This is a genomic window from Bacillus weihaiensis (assembly GCF_001889165.1).
GTDB lineage: Bacteria > Bacillota > Bacilli > Bacillales > Bacillaceae > Metabacillus > Metabacillus weihaiensis.
Genome location: NZ_CP016020.1, coordinates 1,484,091 through 1,500,302, shown reverse-complemented (window position 1 = coordinate 1,500,302; position 16,212 = coordinate 1,484,091). Strand labels below are relative to the sequence as shown.

Below are 16,212 nucleotides of genomic sequence, written 5' to 3'. Positions count from 1 at the left end.
GATACCTTTCATGGTACCCTGTCTTTTTTAGACTAATTTACCCTAACACATCAGAAATATTTTCCATGTGCTCGTCCATCCACTGAATTGCATCTTCAATTGTAGAAAATTCCTGTGCTTCAAAGGACATTTCATCTTGGAGTAACCAGACATCTTTTGTGTCCTCATGAAAGCCACCAATTGACCAGTGAAGTAAGCTATATGGATGATTATCATGTAAAAATGAAACCCATGTTTTATCAAGTGCTACGTTTTTTATTGACGTTAATCGGTCCTTCATCTTCTCACCCTACCTTATTTCACTAGTAAACTCATTCGAGGATTGAGGATTTGCGAAGGGCTTTTTAGCATATAACAATTTGCTGACTCATTAAAAGAAATTGTGAGTTCCTCATCTAGAAAAACCATTTTTGTTCTTTCAACATATAAAGGGATATCATTTGTCTCTATCTTCACATCGTCGCTCTCTACTTCTTCAACTAGCCATAACGCGGTAACTCCGCTCATTACACATCCACAGCCATCTGTATCATATTTAAGCTTTACATAACGGCTTTGATTTTCTTTTAGCTTCTCTTGGAGCTTGCCAATCGCTTCTGTTGTAAATTGTATATGCATCCTGTCTTTATCTCCTTCTCGGTTCGTATATTCATAGTTTATCATATTATTCCTGCTCCATGCATAATCCAAGTTCAGGTCGCTTTACGCTTTAAATTAGAATGTACATTTTTCCTCAATCTGCATATTGTATTTGTGCAAAGTTGATAGTTGAAACTAATCTAAATGGAGGTGGTGTGATCAATGTCTAATAGACAAATTAAAGTAATGGATAATGGTCCTTTACGTGTATCCGGTGAAGTGGAGCTTATTGATATGGATGGAAATAAATTAACAACGAAACAATCTTTTTCCCTTTGCCGTTGTGGGCTTACTTCAAAAATGCCTTTTTGTGATGGTAGTCATAAAGGTAAATTTGATTCTTGCGTTCGAGCAGAAAAGCAGCTTGACTAGTTTTTTTAATGAGAGGATGAATGATTGCTCATTCTCCTCTTTTTGCTTATGACCTTAAAAATCTATCGACTTGATTGGAAACAAGCCCTTCGATTTCAAACTCACGGGGCTGCCCAAGGGGCTCTAAGTTTGTTCTTATGTTGCTCGTACATCAACAATTTCCTTTATTGAAAGTTGAAGGCGACTGTCTGTTTGCTCATTAACAATGCGAAGTGTCTGCTCAATGGGGTCAATATAATGAACATAACCTGTGCAGGTATGAAAAAAATGATTTTTATAGTACGTAAATACAAGTTCATTATGGTGCTCCATCGCCAGACAAATTGTTTCATTAATTTCCTCAAGCCGTTGTTCATCAAGCTCTGGTTTATCCTGATAAGCATCTGATTCAGACCAATGTCTGAGCAGCTTTACATGTTCAGGTAGCATCATTGATGTCCATTTTATATTTCCTCTATCTCTTATCACTCTTGTCACCTTCTTTCTAGATGCATAGTCTGTTAGAACTTTGGATAACCTAACGCTACGAGAGTTTGAGCAATCGCTTCATATCCTAAGTCGTTTGGATGAACACGATCTCTTGACAAAAATGTTTCTTGCTTCCCCTTAAATACCGAGTAAAGGTCAGCAACAACAACAGATTCCCCATTATGAAAGCTGTTTAAATGGCGATTAAATAAAGATACCCACTTATCTGCCAACGGAATTTTTGGAAGTGGATTGTATAAGTTAAGTAAATAAATTCTGAACGGTAGTCTACACTCTTTTTTTAGCATATGGAGTATTTCCATAATCTTCATCATATTGAGATAACATTCTTTTACCGATTGAGTGAGTTCATCCGTTTCTCCTGACTCCACAAAATCTTTACTCGCTTGAATCAAATCATTGCCACCTGCTGAAATCGTTATAAGATGTGCCCTCGAAATATGTGAATGTAAGTCCGTACTTTCAATCATCTCTAGTACTTCACCGGTTTCAATTCCTGATTTAGCATAAACATTTGTACAAACTTGCGATTGGTGTGTCTGTTCTGTGAACTTGGCAAATCTTCCAACAAATCCCGGTGCTAAAAATGACGATCCTACTCCCACTGTTAAGGAATCCCCTAACGCAACGTATTTCATTTGTTCATCCCTTTTCACATCGTGCCCTCCTCTATACAAATAGTCTTTATACTCTATTCGCATAGAGGGACATCGTAACTACCTCAAGTAGAAATAGGCTCTCATTATGCTTTATGTCCTCCTACTAGCTTCGCACGATACTTGGCTGTTCCAGCTGTCGTATAAGACACAGCCCGTAAAAGAGAATCTGACCCATATTTTTGACGAATACCATCCATTACATAACCTAATGTACGCTGCTTGGTACGATTTGGACGGAAGAGATCAAGCTGCATCTCCTGATCTTCTTCAATGTTCGATAAAGTAATCGAAATTTTACGCACGGTCTTATTTATGTAGAATGTCTCAAACAAGCTGAGGCATGCCTCATAAATATCCATCGTAATATTCGTCGGTTGATCAATTGTAACGGAGCGATGGAACCCTCCTCCGAATTCATCACGGCTATACCCAATTCCGAGGCTAATCGTTCTCCCCACCTTTTTATGCTGTCGTGCTCTTCTAGCAACCTCTTCACTGATTTCCAAAATAACATGCTTTACTTCCTCAGGATTTGGATAATCTCGTAGCAAAATTTGACTTTTCCCAAAACTAATTTGCCCTTGCATAATTGGTGCACCTATTTCTGATAAATCTACACCCCATGCATGATAGTAAAGCTGATTGCCCATTACTCCAAATTTCTTTTCAAGAAGCTCTAACGGGTAATTTGCCAGCTGACCAACGTTAAAAATCCCCATTCGATTCAAGGTTTTTTGTACCCTCGAACCAATTCCCCACATATCACTTAATGGCTCTATCTTCCAGAGCTTTTCTTTGACATCGTCGTATGTCCACTCTGCAACACCGCTTTTTTTGGCTTCAATATCTAGGCAAATTTTAGCTAAAAGCATATTAGGACCAATTCCTATCGCACTTGGAAGCTGAAATTCACGCTCCATATCATCACGAATTTTTGCTGCAATCGTTTGAGCATCTCCCCAGATATGCTCCACTCCATCAACTTCAATAAAGCTTTCATCAACACTGTACGTATGAATGGCCTCCTTAGGCACATAACGATGAAACAATTTTGTTAACTCTGTTGAAATTCGAATATAGGTTGCCATCTTGGGATTAACAATTATTATTCGGGGATCGTTTGGAATTTCAAACAACCTTGAACCCGTCTTAATTCCAAATTCTTTCTTTACTTGTGGAGAAGCTGCCAACACAATACTTCCATTCCTATCTGTATCGCCAACAACAGCTAAATAACAAGTAAGAGGATCTAATCCTAGTAAAACAGCCGCACAGCTTGCATAAAAGCTTTTCATATCAATACATAAAATTTTACGTTTTGGCAATTGATCGTAATTTTCAATCATAGCCATTTCCCTCCACACAGAATATATGTTCGCTTTTTAATATATACTTATCTTAAGCGAATATACGTTCGATTTCAATGGTAGTTTTCACCAAAGAAAAATGACTACGTTTATAAAGAGAAAATAGGTATACTAAAAAGCGAGGTGTAAAATGGAAGAGATATTCATCGACAAAATGATTAAAAAGAGCTTTCTACAATATGGACGAGATCTTGTAGAAACCCCACTTACAAAAGAAGAATATACAGCTTTAAGACAAAGAGTAATCAATGATCGAACAGAACAAACCGAGTGGTATGAAGTCGTAGAGGATGTTGTATATAGTTATGTAACAAATCAGGAATAAGCATGTAAAATGAGAGATTGTAGAAACTGATGCTAATGAAGAGCAAGTCATTTCCCTCTCACTTGTGACCAAAAGAAAAAACATCTTTTTCAGATCACTTAAGACTTGTATATACTACTTGATTAGTGTCTAAAATAGCGTATAATTAAGAACAATTACCTTTCTTTCAGACACTTTATTGTCTTTAACGGAGATCCACCATCAACAATCCCAACCTGCACGAGATAGCACAATGTATTTTAAATATCTCCTGTCCTGACATACACATTTTAATATTTAACACAATAACATAGTGCACACCTGCAAAACATCAAAGATTAGACAAATTGGAGAGATTTAAATGCTAGAACATTTTTATACGATAGTGAAGCAGTGGCAAGAAAAAAATACCCTACTCCGTGTAAGCTATTCAAAAAAGAAAGTAGGGCAAATTGTTTTTTCCGGTCGCGTCCTACAAGTATCAGAGAATCAGCAACAATTATTAATTTATAACGTGGACAAGAAGTCCGTCGAAAGCATCGATGTTCATGCAATTGATGATATGATTCCATTTGAAGAGTGATTTCTACTTTTATTCACACACAATAATCTCTCTAAAAAACGTTCCTTTTTTAGCAACAGCGCGATCTTTGATGGTAAAACCAACATCATTTAAAATCTCATCAATAGGTTCAACAGTTATAACAACCGCTTTTTGGGCTAATCGGCGAGCACTGGAAAGCATCTCAAGCTTATCTTCCATCGGTAACACAGAACATAGATTGTAAGGCATATCCATAATCATGACATCATAGCTTTCTCTAATATCACGAATATCCTGTAATACTACGTTCCCTTTTAACCCAAAGTGGGTAAGGTTCTCCCTAGCTCCTGTTGTTGCAAGTGGATTTATATCACTACCCACAATGTTAATCTCTAGTGACAAAGCTTCAATTAACACCGTCCCAATTCCACAACAAGGATCAATAACCTTTACTTCATCAATAATTGGTACAGCAATATTGACAATAGCTCTTGCTACACGAGTACTTAAAGCTGTTGAGTAGTTTTGAGGCTTTTGTTGATGCAAAAGCCAAATAGATTCGCTTTTAAGATAAGTCCCGAAAATCCAGTTATGATTTGTTCTTACAACCGCCAACAATTGGGTAGGATTTTTGAGGCTTGCAGCCCCTCTTACACGTAATCCAACTGTTCTTTCAATCGACCGCCTATTGTCAAAGCTCATTTTTTCGTCAAGATGACAGTCAATAAATACAACCTTAAAAGTTCCCACAATGTGATACCCTTCAATCAATAAAAGAAGCTCTTCCAAACAAGAAGCTTCATATAAAATCTCTACCCTTTCTTTTATAAAAGGACTTCGATTTGGATGAATACACCTTGGCGTATGTATATATTTTTGTTTTGAGTCTGTACCAAATAAGGACCTCATTTCCAAGAAGCACAGGTCTTGCTCATCCTCGTGAAATGCATATGTATAAAGATAATCAGTCAATCTTTTTCCACCTTTTCCCCTGTGCGTTACTAACAAGCTCACTAGTTCAGCACTTTATTTACATCGTCATGTTTTTGTTGCCATTCATATTTAAGTATACTCATTTCCCAAAGAGACCAAAATTCATTGCCACATTTACGATAATCTCTTAAAAGTCCTTCTTTCTGAAACCCTACTTTTTCATAACAGGAAATAGCAGAATGATTAAAATCGAACACTCCTAAACTCACGCGATGGAGCTTTAATTCTTCAAAGGCGATGCCTACTATTTTCTCGACCATTTGTGCCCCAACTCCCCGTCCCCTTTCTCGTTGCTTTCCGACTAGTACCTTTCCGATTCTAGCTGACTCATGTTTTCGATCAATCTGAGACAGAGAAATATGACCAATCAACTCTTCAGTTTCTTCTAATAAGACAGAATAAATGTAGATAGTCGAATCTGGCTTGTTTGCTTCATGGAGATAGTCCTCTAATTGCTTTTCATCTAGTGGGAATTGAAAAGCCGGTCCTCCCCACTGCATTAAAAATTCAGGTGTCCGTATCCAATCTATTAGCTGTTTCATATGGGAAGGTTGAAAAAATTCTAACTTAATCATATACATGCCCCCTTTTGTATGTATGAAGTACACGATAACTAAAAACCATGATCTTTCGTGTGCTCCCCTTACTATTTACTAGCAACCAAGGGTAAGAAAAGATCCAAAAGAATAAAGACATGACCAGAAAGAGTCACGTCTACTAGTACGTATCATTTTTTATAAAATGCTTTACTAGCAAATCTCTCAAACAATTTAGGCATTACTTGATACATGGTGCTTCCTGCATTCATCCAACCAGGTAGATTAATTTCCCGTTTTGGAGTTAGCATAGAGGCTACAATGATTCGAGCAACCTTATTTGGATCAAGCATCCAGCGTTCAACATTTTTCACATAATCACCTTTCTTATCAGCAATCGTGAAAAAATCTGTTTTAATCGGACCAGGATTAACAGATGTAACATAAATATTATGGGGTTTCATTTCAAGTCTAAGACTATTTGTAAATCCTAAAACAGCATGTTTACTAGCTGAATAAAGACTAGACTTTGGAGTAGCAATTTTACCTGCTTGTGAAGCTATATTAATGATATGCCCTTGTTTTTTCTGTATCATTTGGGGTAAAACCATTTTCGTCGTAGCGATAAGTCCATAAACATTGACTTCAAACATATTTGTCATCTCATCAAGTGACGATTCCAGAACGTCGTTAAAAATACCAAAGCCTGCATTGTTTACAAGAACATTGATATGACCAACTTCAGACTCAATTTGAGTAAAGACTTTGCTTACTGCCTCTAGATCTTGAACATCCAATGAATAATCATGACAGGAAACGCCATAATCGGTCCTGATTTTCTGAGATAATGTAGAAAGACGATCTTTTCTTCTAGCAAGGAGAACAAGATGCGCTCCCTGTTTGGCACACTCAATGGCAATTTTTTCTCCAATACCACTAGAAGCACCAGTAATCGCTACATAGCAACCCTGTAACCTAGTATTCATTCCATTCACCTCTCGTGTTTCTATGTTGTATAGTAAAGATGTCGTTCATTTGTATCATCCACTCTAATTTGACCGATTTCCTCTAAATAGTCAAGCTGTCCAACTGTTTCAGACATCGTTAACATGAGCTGCTTATAATAAATAGTAGGAAACAAATTTTGGCATATTTCAAAAGCAGTTACAGGCTTTTTTGAAATAAAATCCCTAACTTGTTCTGCTCTTTTATGTTGTTGGTTTAATCGATAAGTGATTAGTTCATGTGCATTCATTATGTTTTCACCATGACCAGGATATACAAGTGATAACGGTAGATCTAGAAGCCTTGAAATAGACTGATTTAACTGAAGCTGTGGCTTTGGGCGATTTGTATGTTCACTGATCATCGGTGGCTCAAGTAAAGGATTCGGCGAAATTTGCTTTAAAAGTAAATCCCCTCCCAAAAGTATACCAGTGTTTTTTTCATAAAGAACAATATGACTTTGGGCATGACCTGGCGTTTCTAAAACTTCCCACTGGTGTAAACCAGAAATTTTGTCCCCATGCAAAAGGAATTGATCTAAATGCCTAGTGCAAGAATAGTCTAGCGAGTTATTAACTCGTTGAAGAGTAGGTATAAAGTTAGAGGAAACTCCAAAGCTTGCGAATAATCTTTCGAAAAATAGGTGCATTCGATTCATAAATTCTCTATTTTTTTCAAGCCATGGTTTATTGTATGCGTGACCTAAAATCGGAATTTCAGCTTGAAAAAAGTCAAGTAAGCCAACATGATCAGGATGATGATGTGTAATAATAATTTGGTCAATATCATTAAGAGTGTAACCAAACTCTTTTAGTTGAAATTGAAAGGCTTCCCACGCTTCTTCCGTTTTTGGTCCCGCATCGACAAGTGTTAAAGTATCATTTTTTATTAAATACACATTAACATCACCAACTGGAAAAGGTGTAGGTAAATTCATTTTCATGATGTGATTAGACTTTACGCTTTCATTCATTTTTGCACCTCTTTTGTTATGGCTATAGTGAACATTCTAGTTGAACTTATTATTTACTAATTGTATACCCTTACAGTCATTATATTCAAATAATTCTAAATATTTTTCATGACAGTTTGAAAACATCTTGACATTACCTGATCGTTCCATACATAATGAATAAAAATTTACGGTGCTTTCTAATCATCATTTAAAGCACCTCGATACTTAGAGGAGTAGTATACATGAGGAGAATAGGATTTATAGGGGCAGGTTCTATGGCTGAAGCGATGGTGGCTGGCTTAATAAAGAACGGAATGTTTAACCCTTCTGACATTGTTGTAGCTAATCGTTCTAATCGTGAACGCCTACAACATTTTGAAAAAACGTATGGAGTTCTTACAACTCAGGATAAAGAAGAGCTTGCTAAAGAAACTTCAATTATTGTTTTAGCCATGAAACCAAAGGATGTAAAAGAAGGTGTTAATGGGCTGCAAAACCATATACACTCACACCTTATCTTATCAGTTTTAGCTGGTGTTTCGACAGACACGATTTCACTCTTACTTGGAAAAGAATTACCCATCATTCGTGCAATGCCAAATACATCTGCTGCCGTTAGAAAATCAGCTACCGCCATTGCAGCAAACGCCTATGTAACAGAAGAACAACTTGAGTATAGTAGGTGCCTTTTTAACGCAATTGGTATTTGCAAAATCGTAGAAGAAAAGCAATTAGATGCTGTAACAGGTTTATCTGGTAGCGGACCTGCCTACGTTTATTATGTTGTAGAAGCAATGGAGAAAGCAGCGGTAGAATTAGGATTAGAAGCAGACATTGCAAGAGATTTAATCGTTCAAACATTAGTTGGAGCCTCAAAAATGATTGCAACTTCGGATAAACACCCTTCACAGCTAAGAAAAGAAGTGATGAGTCCAAATGGCACGACAGAAGCAGGAATAAACGTACTAAAGGAACATCACTTTGAAGAAGTATTAATTTCATGTATAAAAAGAGCATCCGAACGCTCAAATGAATTAAGCGAAATTTTCGAAGAGAAATATATTTAATCTCCAAGAAGAGGCTAGGACAAATAAAGAGCCAGGCACCTCCGATCCAATCTATTGTATGCACTTTAATAAATCAGTGCGTACAATAGTTGGTACGATAAAGTGCTAGGTAATTCTGTCCCAGCTTCTTTTCTATATGTCTATGTTCAGTATAGAGAATTATTTTCTTGAAATTTCAAGGGGGTTGATTGTGCCGAGTACAAAACAAGAAGAGTAACTCTTTGCGCTTTGGTTACAACGTCTTTCATGCGGATGTTATGTTTAGGAAATAGAAGCATCGAACTCTTTGGAACGATAAGCATGAAAGATGAGCTTTAATAAGAAAATGGTTATAATTTATTAGAATGGTACAAATATTGGGATATTGGAGGAAGACTTTATATGAAATCAAAACTATTTCAATCTTATGGCATAAAAAATGTGACATTAAAAAATCGAATTGTTATGTCTCCTATGTGTATGTATTCTTCAACAGGAGAAAAAGGATTTGTTGAAGACTTTCATTTCCAACATTACATAAGCCGTGCTGCTGGTCAGGTCGGTTTAATTATGATTGAAGCAACAGCAGTCACTCCTCAAGGAAGGATATCTCCACAAGACCTTGGAATATGGAGTGACGAGCATATCCCAAAATTAAAGCAATTAGTCGAAGGAATGAAGCAGTATGGATCAAGCACGGCCATTCAACTAGCCCATGCGGGAAGAAAAGCAAACGTAGACGGTGATATATATGCTCCGTCAGCCATTCCTTTCAACAATCAATATAAAACTCCTAAGGCCATGTCAAAAGCAGATATTGAGTATACAATAAGAGCCTTTCAACAAGCTGCAGAACGAGCAAAAAAAGCCGGCTTTGATATTATTGAAATTCATGGTGCCCACGGTTATCTAGTGAACGAATTCTTATCTCCGCTTTCAAATACAAGAGATGATGAGTATGGTGGAAGTGCAGAAAACCGCTACCGTTTCTTAAGCGAGATCATTACAGCGATAAAGGAAGTATGGAATGGACCTCTCTTCGTCAGGATTTCGGCATCTGATTACCATCCAGAAGGACTAGCTGTAGAAGATTATATTCATTATGCTAGAAACATGAAAGAGCAAGGCGTTGATTTAATTGATGTAAGTTCTGGAGCAGTTGTACCAGCTCACATTGACGTTTTTCCAGGATACCAAGTAAAATTTGCTGAAACAATTAAACAGCAAGCGAACATTGCGACAGGAGCAGTAGGACTCATCACAAATGGTTTACAAGCTGAAGAAATTCTTCGGAATGAGCGAGCAGATCTCATTTTTATAGCTAGGGAGCTTTTACGCGATCCGTATTTTCCTAAAACTGCAGCCAATCAGCTTGGAGAAGAATTACCAGCTCCGAAACAGTATGAGCGAGGATGGTAATTAAAGGTTACATCCTTTTAAAATAAATCGAGTTAAGAACAAAAACCGTTCTCCTATTGGCGCCGAGCAAGAGACATGGTTTGTTGCCAGAAGCTCGATCCTAAAACCACGTACAAATTCAGGTGCATTCTTATCCTTTAAAGAAGGCTGTGTTAATGTTTAATCATGATTTTTGCACTTTATTGGGAGTAGAAGGCCTCCTTGAGAATCCTAGAGAATCGCTTTTAAAAAGGCGGTAATTAGGATGTTCAATTATTCTTCCGCAAAAAAGCGAATGTATGTAACGGAAATCAACAACTACATTTAACAGAGCCTAAAGAAAAACAGAGGAGTATGAAAGAAAGATTCATACCCCCTGTTTTTTTATTTATATGATCTTTAGATAGTTTCTATATACTAGTAGGCTCCTTCTCTTCAGGCAGAGCCCTTTTCACAAATAAAGAAGCGATAAAACCTAGAACCGTTAACGCAAAAGCTATTAAGTAAACAAATTCAACTCCTGCTACTAGAGACTCACTAATTGTAACAGGATTTGTTGGTGCTGGAACCTGTTCTAGATACATTTGCTGCCTAGTAGTCATTAAGCTAATAAATACTGACACCCCAATTGCTCCCGATACCGGCTGCAATGTATTCATAATAGCCGTTCCATGTGGATAAAGGTGCTTCGGTAATTGATTAAGGCCATTTGTTTGGGCAGGCATCATAATAGCTGATATTGAAAGCATCAATAAACTATAGCAGACAGCAATAAAAACGATAGAGGTTGTTAGACTAATTGTGCTAAGCATAAACATTGTAATCGATAAAACAAAAGCAGCTGGAATAATCAGCTTTCGAGGACCTACCTTATCAAAAATCTTCCCCATAATAGGAGACATTAGCCCATTTAATAGACTACCGGGTAGCAATGTTAACCCGGCAGTAGCAGCTGTTAAAGCAAGTGGTCCTTGCATATACATCGGTAGGATGATTTCAGATGAAAACATAGCCATGATGATAATAACAAATAGGACGACAGATAACGTAAACATTGGATACTTAAACACTCTCACATCCAAAACGGGTTCTTCTAATTTTAGTTGTCTTAACGTAAATAGGATAAGAGAAATAACTCCAACAATGACAAGCACATACACTCTAGGGACGAAGAAACCAGCTTCTCCTTCACCAGCAGAGCTAAACCCCAGTACTACTCCACCAAAACCAAGTGTAGATAAGAGAATAGAAAATATGTCAACTTTGGGTTTCGTCACTTCTCCAACATTTACAAGAAATTTAAATCCAAAGGCAATTGAGAATAGAGCAAATGGGATGACTGTAATAAATAAATATCTCCAACCAAGGTGCTCAACAATTATGCCTGAGAGTGTTGGGCCAATTGCAGGTGCAAACATAATGACTAATCCTACCATTCCCATTACAGCGCCGCGACGCTTTGGGGGAAATAACAGTAAAAACGTGTTAAATATTATAGGCATAAATAGTCCAGTCCCTGCAGCTTGAAGTATACGCCCTGCTAATAAAATAGAAAAAGAAGGAGCAACAGCACAAATGAATGTTCCCAATGTAAATAAAGACATCGTGAACATGAACATCTGTCTAGTTGTATATGATTGTAACAACAAGGCAGAAATCGGGATAAGAATACCCATTACGAGCATAAATCCAGTTGCCATCCACTGAACAGTAGAAGGCTTTACTTGAAATTCTTCCATAAGTGTTGTTAATGCAATATTTAGTAGGGTCTCATTGAGGATAGCGAAAAACGCACCTATAATGAGAGAAATCATAATGGGTTTAACATTAACATTAGGATCATCTGCTAAATACTCGTATTTTTGCTTTGAGCTTTCTTCAGTCATAAATAGACTTCCTTTCAATGAAATGAATAATAATAAATAGTTGTACTGTCAAATAATACATGAAACAGCTTACCTCTGAAAGAGAATTATTCCTTTTTATTTTTCGGTACCTCGACTTGTAAAAAGTCTTCAGCGACCATTGTATCTAAGAAAATTCCCTTCGCTTCATTACATAATAACAAGATCTCTTCTTTTGATTGATAACGTGAGCTAATGTGTGTCAGGATAAGCTTTTTCACCTTCGCTTCTGTCGCTATACTAGCTGCTTGTGTACTTGTTGAATGAAAATAATCGTAAGCAAGACGATCATCTTTAGCGGAGAAAGTCGCCTCATGTATTAACATGTCAGCATGTTCAGCAAGCTCGATAGCTCTTTTGGAATACCTCGTATCTCCTAGAATCGTAATTATTCTTCCTTTTTGAGGAGGTCCAATAAAGTCTGTACCATTCAGGATTCGACCATCATCTAAAGAAACGGTTTCTCCTTTCTTCAATTTTTGAAAAATCGGTCCAGGTGCCACTCCTAGTTCTTTTACTTTATGAACTAATAATGTTCCTGGTAAATCCTTCTCTACAATACGATATCCATATGAATCAATGCCATGATCAAGCTTAGAAGTAAATACTTGAAACTGTTGATCCTCAAAGATCAACCCTTCCTCAACTTCAACAAAGGAAATGGGATAAGAAAGATATGTATGGCTCACCGATAATGATGTTCGAACAAACTCTTTAATCCCCTTTGGTCCATATATCGTTAGTAAACTTTCTCCTCCTTGAAAAGATCGGCTACTTATCAATCCAGGTAAACCATAAATATGATCCCCATGTAAATGTGAAATGAAAATCTTCTCTATTTTTCTAGGTTTGATATTTGTATATAGAATTTGATGCTGTGTAGCTTCTCCACAATCAAAGAGCCACACTGCATTTCTCTCCTCTAATAGTTGCAAAGCAATACTCGTCACATTACGAGACTTTGCAGGGATTCCAGCACCAGTACCAAGAAATAAAACATTCACGTAAATATCCTCCTAAACTTTCAATTACTATTAAAGAATACATGAAAGTTGGTAAGAGCGAAACTCCGTTCAATCCGCTTTCTTTAATTGCGTACATTCAATTATAAGAAATGAACGATTAGATAAGATATTCATTAAAATTCACTTTATAGTTTGGGCTAATCATTGACTGAAAGATAGATGCTAAAAACCACGCCAAAAAAATTTCACACGTTCTATCACGTCAAACAGGTTCGGTTTGTCTTTCTTCACCCTTTATTCTAATAAAATACTTGACTAATCCTATATCCTTTACTAAAATATACTGAATTATATAAAAATTTTAATAAATTAGGTGCATATAAGACGATAATTTCTCTTATATCGTTTATACTAATAAAGGATGAAAATTCTTTTATTATGTTAATCGGTTGTTAGCTAACAAAACGCTACCATACGATATTTTAAGAAAACAACTCGAATTTAAACGATTATATTTGATTTACTTTACGATTACCTTTAAAATTAAGTATTTGTAAAGGAGTAATATCCATCAGCTATTGAAACATCTTAAAAGGATCAATTGATTGTCTTATAGCACCATTCTTTCTCCTTCATAGCATTCTTTTGATTCATGAATGAATTAGATGATTGGATCGGCTGATGAAACAAATAAATGCATTTGCAAAGTGAGGTACGAACGTGATTACACAAGAACATCCAAAAGCTGTTATTGTCATCTTCGGAGCAACGGGTGACCTAGCAAAGCGAAAACTGTTCCCGTCAATTTATCGCTTAGTAAAAAACAAGAAAATCAGTGAAAATTTTGCTGTGGTCGGTGTTGCACGAAGACCCTGGACAAACGAAGAGTTTCGTCAAAACGTATCTGATTCTATTCAGACATCAATGAAGGAATCCGCTAATTTAGACGAATTCACATCTCATTTTCATTATCATCCTTTTGATGTTACAAACCCTTCCTCTTATTTAGAGCTTAATGATTTGTTAAATGATTTAAATACAACATATAAGACAGAAGGAAACAGAATATTCTACCTAGCAATGGCTCCAGAATTCTTTGGAACAATTGCTCAAAACCTCAAAAAAGAAGGCTTAACTGCTACAGAGGGTTGGAGTAGACTTGTTATCGAAAAACCATTTGGACATGATCTTCCATCTGCACAAACATTAAATCAAGAAATACGTGAAGCATTCAACGAGGATCAAATTTATCGAATTGATCACTACCTAGGTAAAGAGATGGTTCAAAACATTGAAGTCATTCGATTTGCTAATGCATTATTTGAGCCACTGTGGAACAACAGATACATATCAAATATTCAAGTAACTTCTAGTGAGGTATTAGGGGTAGAAGATCGTGGTCGTTATTACGAAAAGTCTGGCGCCCTTCGCGATATGGTACAAAATCATATGCTTCAAATGGTCGCATTACTTGCAATGGAACCACCAATAAAGCTTACAACAGATGAAATTAGAAGTGAAAAAGTAAAAGTTTTACGTGCTCTAAGACCTGTAAAAGATGATGATGTGGCAAAATACTTTATTAGAGGACAATATGATTCAGGCGAAATGGCAAATGAGCCTGTCGTAAGTTACCGTAACGAAAGTAATGTTGATGATCAATCTCAAACAGAAACATACGTTGCAGGTAAACTATTAATTGATAATTTCAGATGGGCTGGAGTTCCTTTCTATATTCGAACAGGAAAACGCATGGCAGCAAAATCTACGAAGATTGTCGTGCAGTTTAAGGATATTCCAATGAATCTATATTATAATAAAGGCGCATCTGTACCACCCAATTTATTAGTCATCCATATTCAACCTGAAGAAGGAATTACACTTCAGCTGAATGCAAAGAAAGACGATGATGCTGGCTATTCACAGCCAGTAAAACTTGATCTTTCTAATAACTTCTTAGAAGGCATTAATACTCCTGAAGCATACGAAAAGTTACTATACGATTGCATGCGTGGAGATGCTACGAATTTCACACATTGGGATGAAGTAGCTTTATCATGGAGCTATGTAGATCCAATTTCTGATGCGTGGAAAGAAGGCAAAGCTAATCTAACAACTTATCCTTCAGGTTCAATGGGACCTAAAGAGGCAGAGGAAATGCTAAAAAAAGATGGCTTTAAGTGGTGGCCAGTTAACTAAAAAGTGGATAAGTAGCTAATTTTCTATTATGAAAATTGCGAGATCCATATCGAGAAGGGAGACAATGATGTTTCCCTTCTTTTTATATGGCTGTTTTCCGAAAAATACTTATGGATCAAATTCTCCTAAATAAAAGGTTTGTTCTCTCTAAAACAGAGAGGATTGTTTTATTTCATCCCTTTACTGCCTTACGAATCTTTCGTGTGAATGCAAACTTTTTTGAATCTCAAGGAAGCAGCACCAAGTTTTCAGAAAAAACCCTTTATATATTCCCACAGCGAAAGTCTCTAAACTGAACCCTCTCAGTGACTGTTGAATTTTACCATGCTTAAATGAATAAAATCTGTTGCAACCCTTGTTTCATATATGGTATTTTTCCCTTAAGGAGGGATGAATCATGGAACTTAATTATCCTAAGAATTTTATTAAATGTATTAGTATTGGTAGTCTAGCTGGTGTAATTTTAGGGAGCCTTTCAACATTTTTCACTTAGCTTAGAAATAAGCTAGCACCATTTTACACTTAAGTGACGTTTTTAAAAAAAGACTCAAAAGTTTGGTATAATCGTTATTCATTCTTTTGGGTCCTTAGAATGAACCCCCTGCCGTATAGTAGCCTCTAATAGCTTACAATGAGAGCATACATGCATAATTCCCACTAAGGTTATTATGAGTTAAAAATGTGTGAATAAGCCGGATAATTTGTCCTATACATAGTGGCTTTTCTTTGAATAAACTATAAATGCAAGATGCAACCCTTGTAATCTCCTTTTTAGAGGCAGGGACAAAACAGAGAGTCAGGCACCCTCCAATCCGACCAAATTGTGTGCACTTGATA

Annotated in this window: 17 protein-coding genes; 6 read left to right on the top strand and 11 right to left on the bottom strand. The window is 36.5% G+C overall.

Annotation, left to right across the window (positions count from 1 at the left end; translation table 11 throughout):
- Positions 1–37: 37 nt before the first annotated feature.
- Both A9C19_RS07185 and A9C19_RS07180 read right to left on the bottom strand, forming a co-directional pair.
- Positions 38–280: a DUF2552 family protein gene (locus A9C19_RS07185; protein WP_072579308.1), complete on the bottom strand. Its 243-nt coding sequence runs from the start codon at positions 278–280 to the stop codon at positions 38–40.
- A 14-nt stretch (positions 281–294) separates the two neighbouring features.
- Positions 295–618, bottom strand: a complete 324-nt coding sequence (locus tag A9C19_RS07180; protein ID WP_072579307.1) for an iron-sulfur cluster biosynthesis family protein — start codon at positions 616–618, stop codon at positions 295–297.
- Between the two features lie 183 nt (positions 619–801).
- Here A9C19_RS07180 and A9C19_RS07175 point away from each other — a divergent pair, with 183 nt between their 5' ends.
- The gene (locus tag A9C19_RS07175) at positions 802–1,011 is read left to right on the top strand and encodes a CDGSH iron-sulfur domain-containing protein (protein WP_072579306.1); all 210 of its coding nucleotides are present in this window, start codon (positions 802–804) and stop codon (positions 1,009–1,011) included.
- A 135-nt stretch (positions 1,012–1,146) separates the two neighbouring features.
- Here A9C19_RS07175 and A9C19_RS07170 read toward each other — a convergent pair whose 3' ends face one another.
- From A9C19_RS07170 to A9C19_RS07160, 3 genes are all read right to left on the bottom strand, one after another.
- Entirely contained in the window at positions 1,147–1,479 is a 333-nt protein-coding gene (locus tag A9C19_RS07170; protein WP_072579305.1) for a YolD-like family protein, read from the bottom strand.
- 32 nt (positions 1,480–1,511) lie between these two features.
- Positions 1,512–2,156 carry a GDSL-type esterase/lipase family protein gene (locus tag A9C19_RS07165; RefSeq protein ID WP_158515061.1) on the bottom strand — a complete coding sequence of 215 codons (645 nt, stop codon included), beginning with the start codon at positions 2,154–2,156 and terminating at the stop codon, positions 1,512–1,514.
- 86 nt (positions 2,157–2,242) lie between these two features.
- Positions 2,243–3,505, bottom strand: a complete 1,263-nt coding sequence (locus tag A9C19_RS07160) for a Y-family DNA polymerase (protein WP_199445814.1) — start codon at positions 3,503–3,505, stop codon at positions 2,243–2,245.
- Between the two features lie 151 nt (positions 3,506–3,656).
- Here A9C19_RS07160 and A9C19_RS07155 point away from each other — a divergent pair, with 151 nt between their 5' ends.
- The gene (locus A9C19_RS07155; RefSeq protein WP_072579304.1) at positions 3,657–3,851 is read left to right on the top strand and encodes a YqzH family protein; all 195 of its coding nucleotides are present in this window, start codon (positions 3,657–3,659) and stop codon (positions 3,849–3,851) included.
- Between the two features lie 340 nt (positions 3,852–4,191).
- Positions 4,192–4,413: a hypothetical protein gene (locus A9C19_RS07150; protein WP_072579303.1), complete on the top strand. Its 222-nt coding sequence runs from the start codon at positions 4,192–4,194 to the stop codon at positions 4,411–4,413.
- Positions 4,414–4,422: 9 nt separating this feature from the next.
- On the opposite strand, the gene A9C19_RS07145 is transcribed toward A9C19_RS07150, so the two are convergent.
- From A9C19_RS07145 to A9C19_RS07130, 4 genes are all read right to left on the bottom strand, one after another.
- Positions 4,423–5,346 carry a TRM11 family SAM-dependent methyltransferase gene (locus tag A9C19_RS07145; RefSeq protein ID WP_233499249.1) on the bottom strand — a complete coding sequence of 308 codons (924 nt, stop codon included), beginning with the start codon at positions 5,344–5,346 and terminating at the stop codon, positions 4,423–4,425.
- Between the two features lie 41 nt (positions 5,347–5,387).
- On the bottom strand, positions 5,388–5,942 hold the full coding sequence (locus A9C19_RS07140; RefSeq protein WP_072579302.1) for a GNAT family N-acetyltransferase: 555 nt from the start codon (positions 5,940–5,942) through the stop codon (positions 5,388–5,390).
- Positions 5,943–6,094: 152 nt separating this feature from the next.
- Positions 6,095–6,889 (bottom strand): SDR family NAD(P)-dependent oxidoreductase, encoded by a 795-nt coding sequence (locus A9C19_RS07135; protein WP_072579301.1) that lies wholly within the window; start codon positions 6,887–6,889, stop codon positions 6,095–6,097.
- Between the two features lie 20 nt (positions 6,890–6,909).
- Complete coding sequence (locus A9C19_RS07130; RefSeq protein ID WP_072579300.1) at positions 6,910–7,881, bottom strand: MBL fold metallo-hydrolase; 972 nt, start codon at positions 7,879–7,881, stop codon at positions 6,910–6,912.
- Between the two features lie 224 nt (positions 7,882–8,105).
- On the opposite strand from A9C19_RS07130, the gene proC reads away from it, so the two are divergent.
- Both proC and namA read left to right on the top strand, forming a co-directional pair.
- Positions 8,106–8,930: a pyrroline-5-carboxylate reductase gene (gene proC, locus A9C19_RS07125; protein ID WP_072579299.1), complete on the top strand. Its 825-nt coding sequence runs from the start codon at positions 8,106–8,108 to the stop codon at positions 8,928–8,930.
- A gap of 381 nt (positions 8,931–9,311) precedes the next feature.
- The gene (gene namA, locus A9C19_RS07120) at positions 9,312–10,328 is read left to right on the top strand and encodes an NADPH dehydrogenase NamA (protein WP_072579298.1); all 1,017 of its coding nucleotides are present in this window, start codon (positions 9,312–9,314) and stop codon (positions 10,326–10,328) included.
- A gap of 389 nt (positions 10,329–10,717) precedes the next feature.
- Here namA and A9C19_RS07115 read toward each other — a convergent pair whose 3' ends face one another.
- On the bottom strand, positions 10,718–12,193 hold the full coding sequence (locus A9C19_RS07115) for an MDR family MFS transporter (protein ID WP_072579297.1): 1,476 nt from the start codon (positions 12,191–12,193) through the stop codon (positions 10,718–10,720).
- Between the two features lie 86 nt (positions 12,194–12,279).
- Positions 12,280–13,215 carry a ribonuclease Z gene (gene rnz, locus A9C19_RS07110; protein WP_072579296.1) on the bottom strand — a complete coding sequence of 312 codons (936 nt, stop codon included), beginning with the start codon at positions 13,213–13,215 and terminating at the stop codon, positions 12,280–12,282.
- 681 nt (positions 13,216–13,896) lie between these two features.
- Here rnz and zwf point away from each other — a divergent pair.
- On the top strand, positions 13,897–15,375 hold the full coding sequence (gene zwf, locus A9C19_RS07105; protein ID WP_072579295.1) for a glucose-6-phosphate dehydrogenase: 1,479 nt from the start codon (positions 13,897–13,899) through the stop codon (positions 15,373–15,375).
- Positions 15,376–16,212 lie beyond the last annotated feature (837 nt).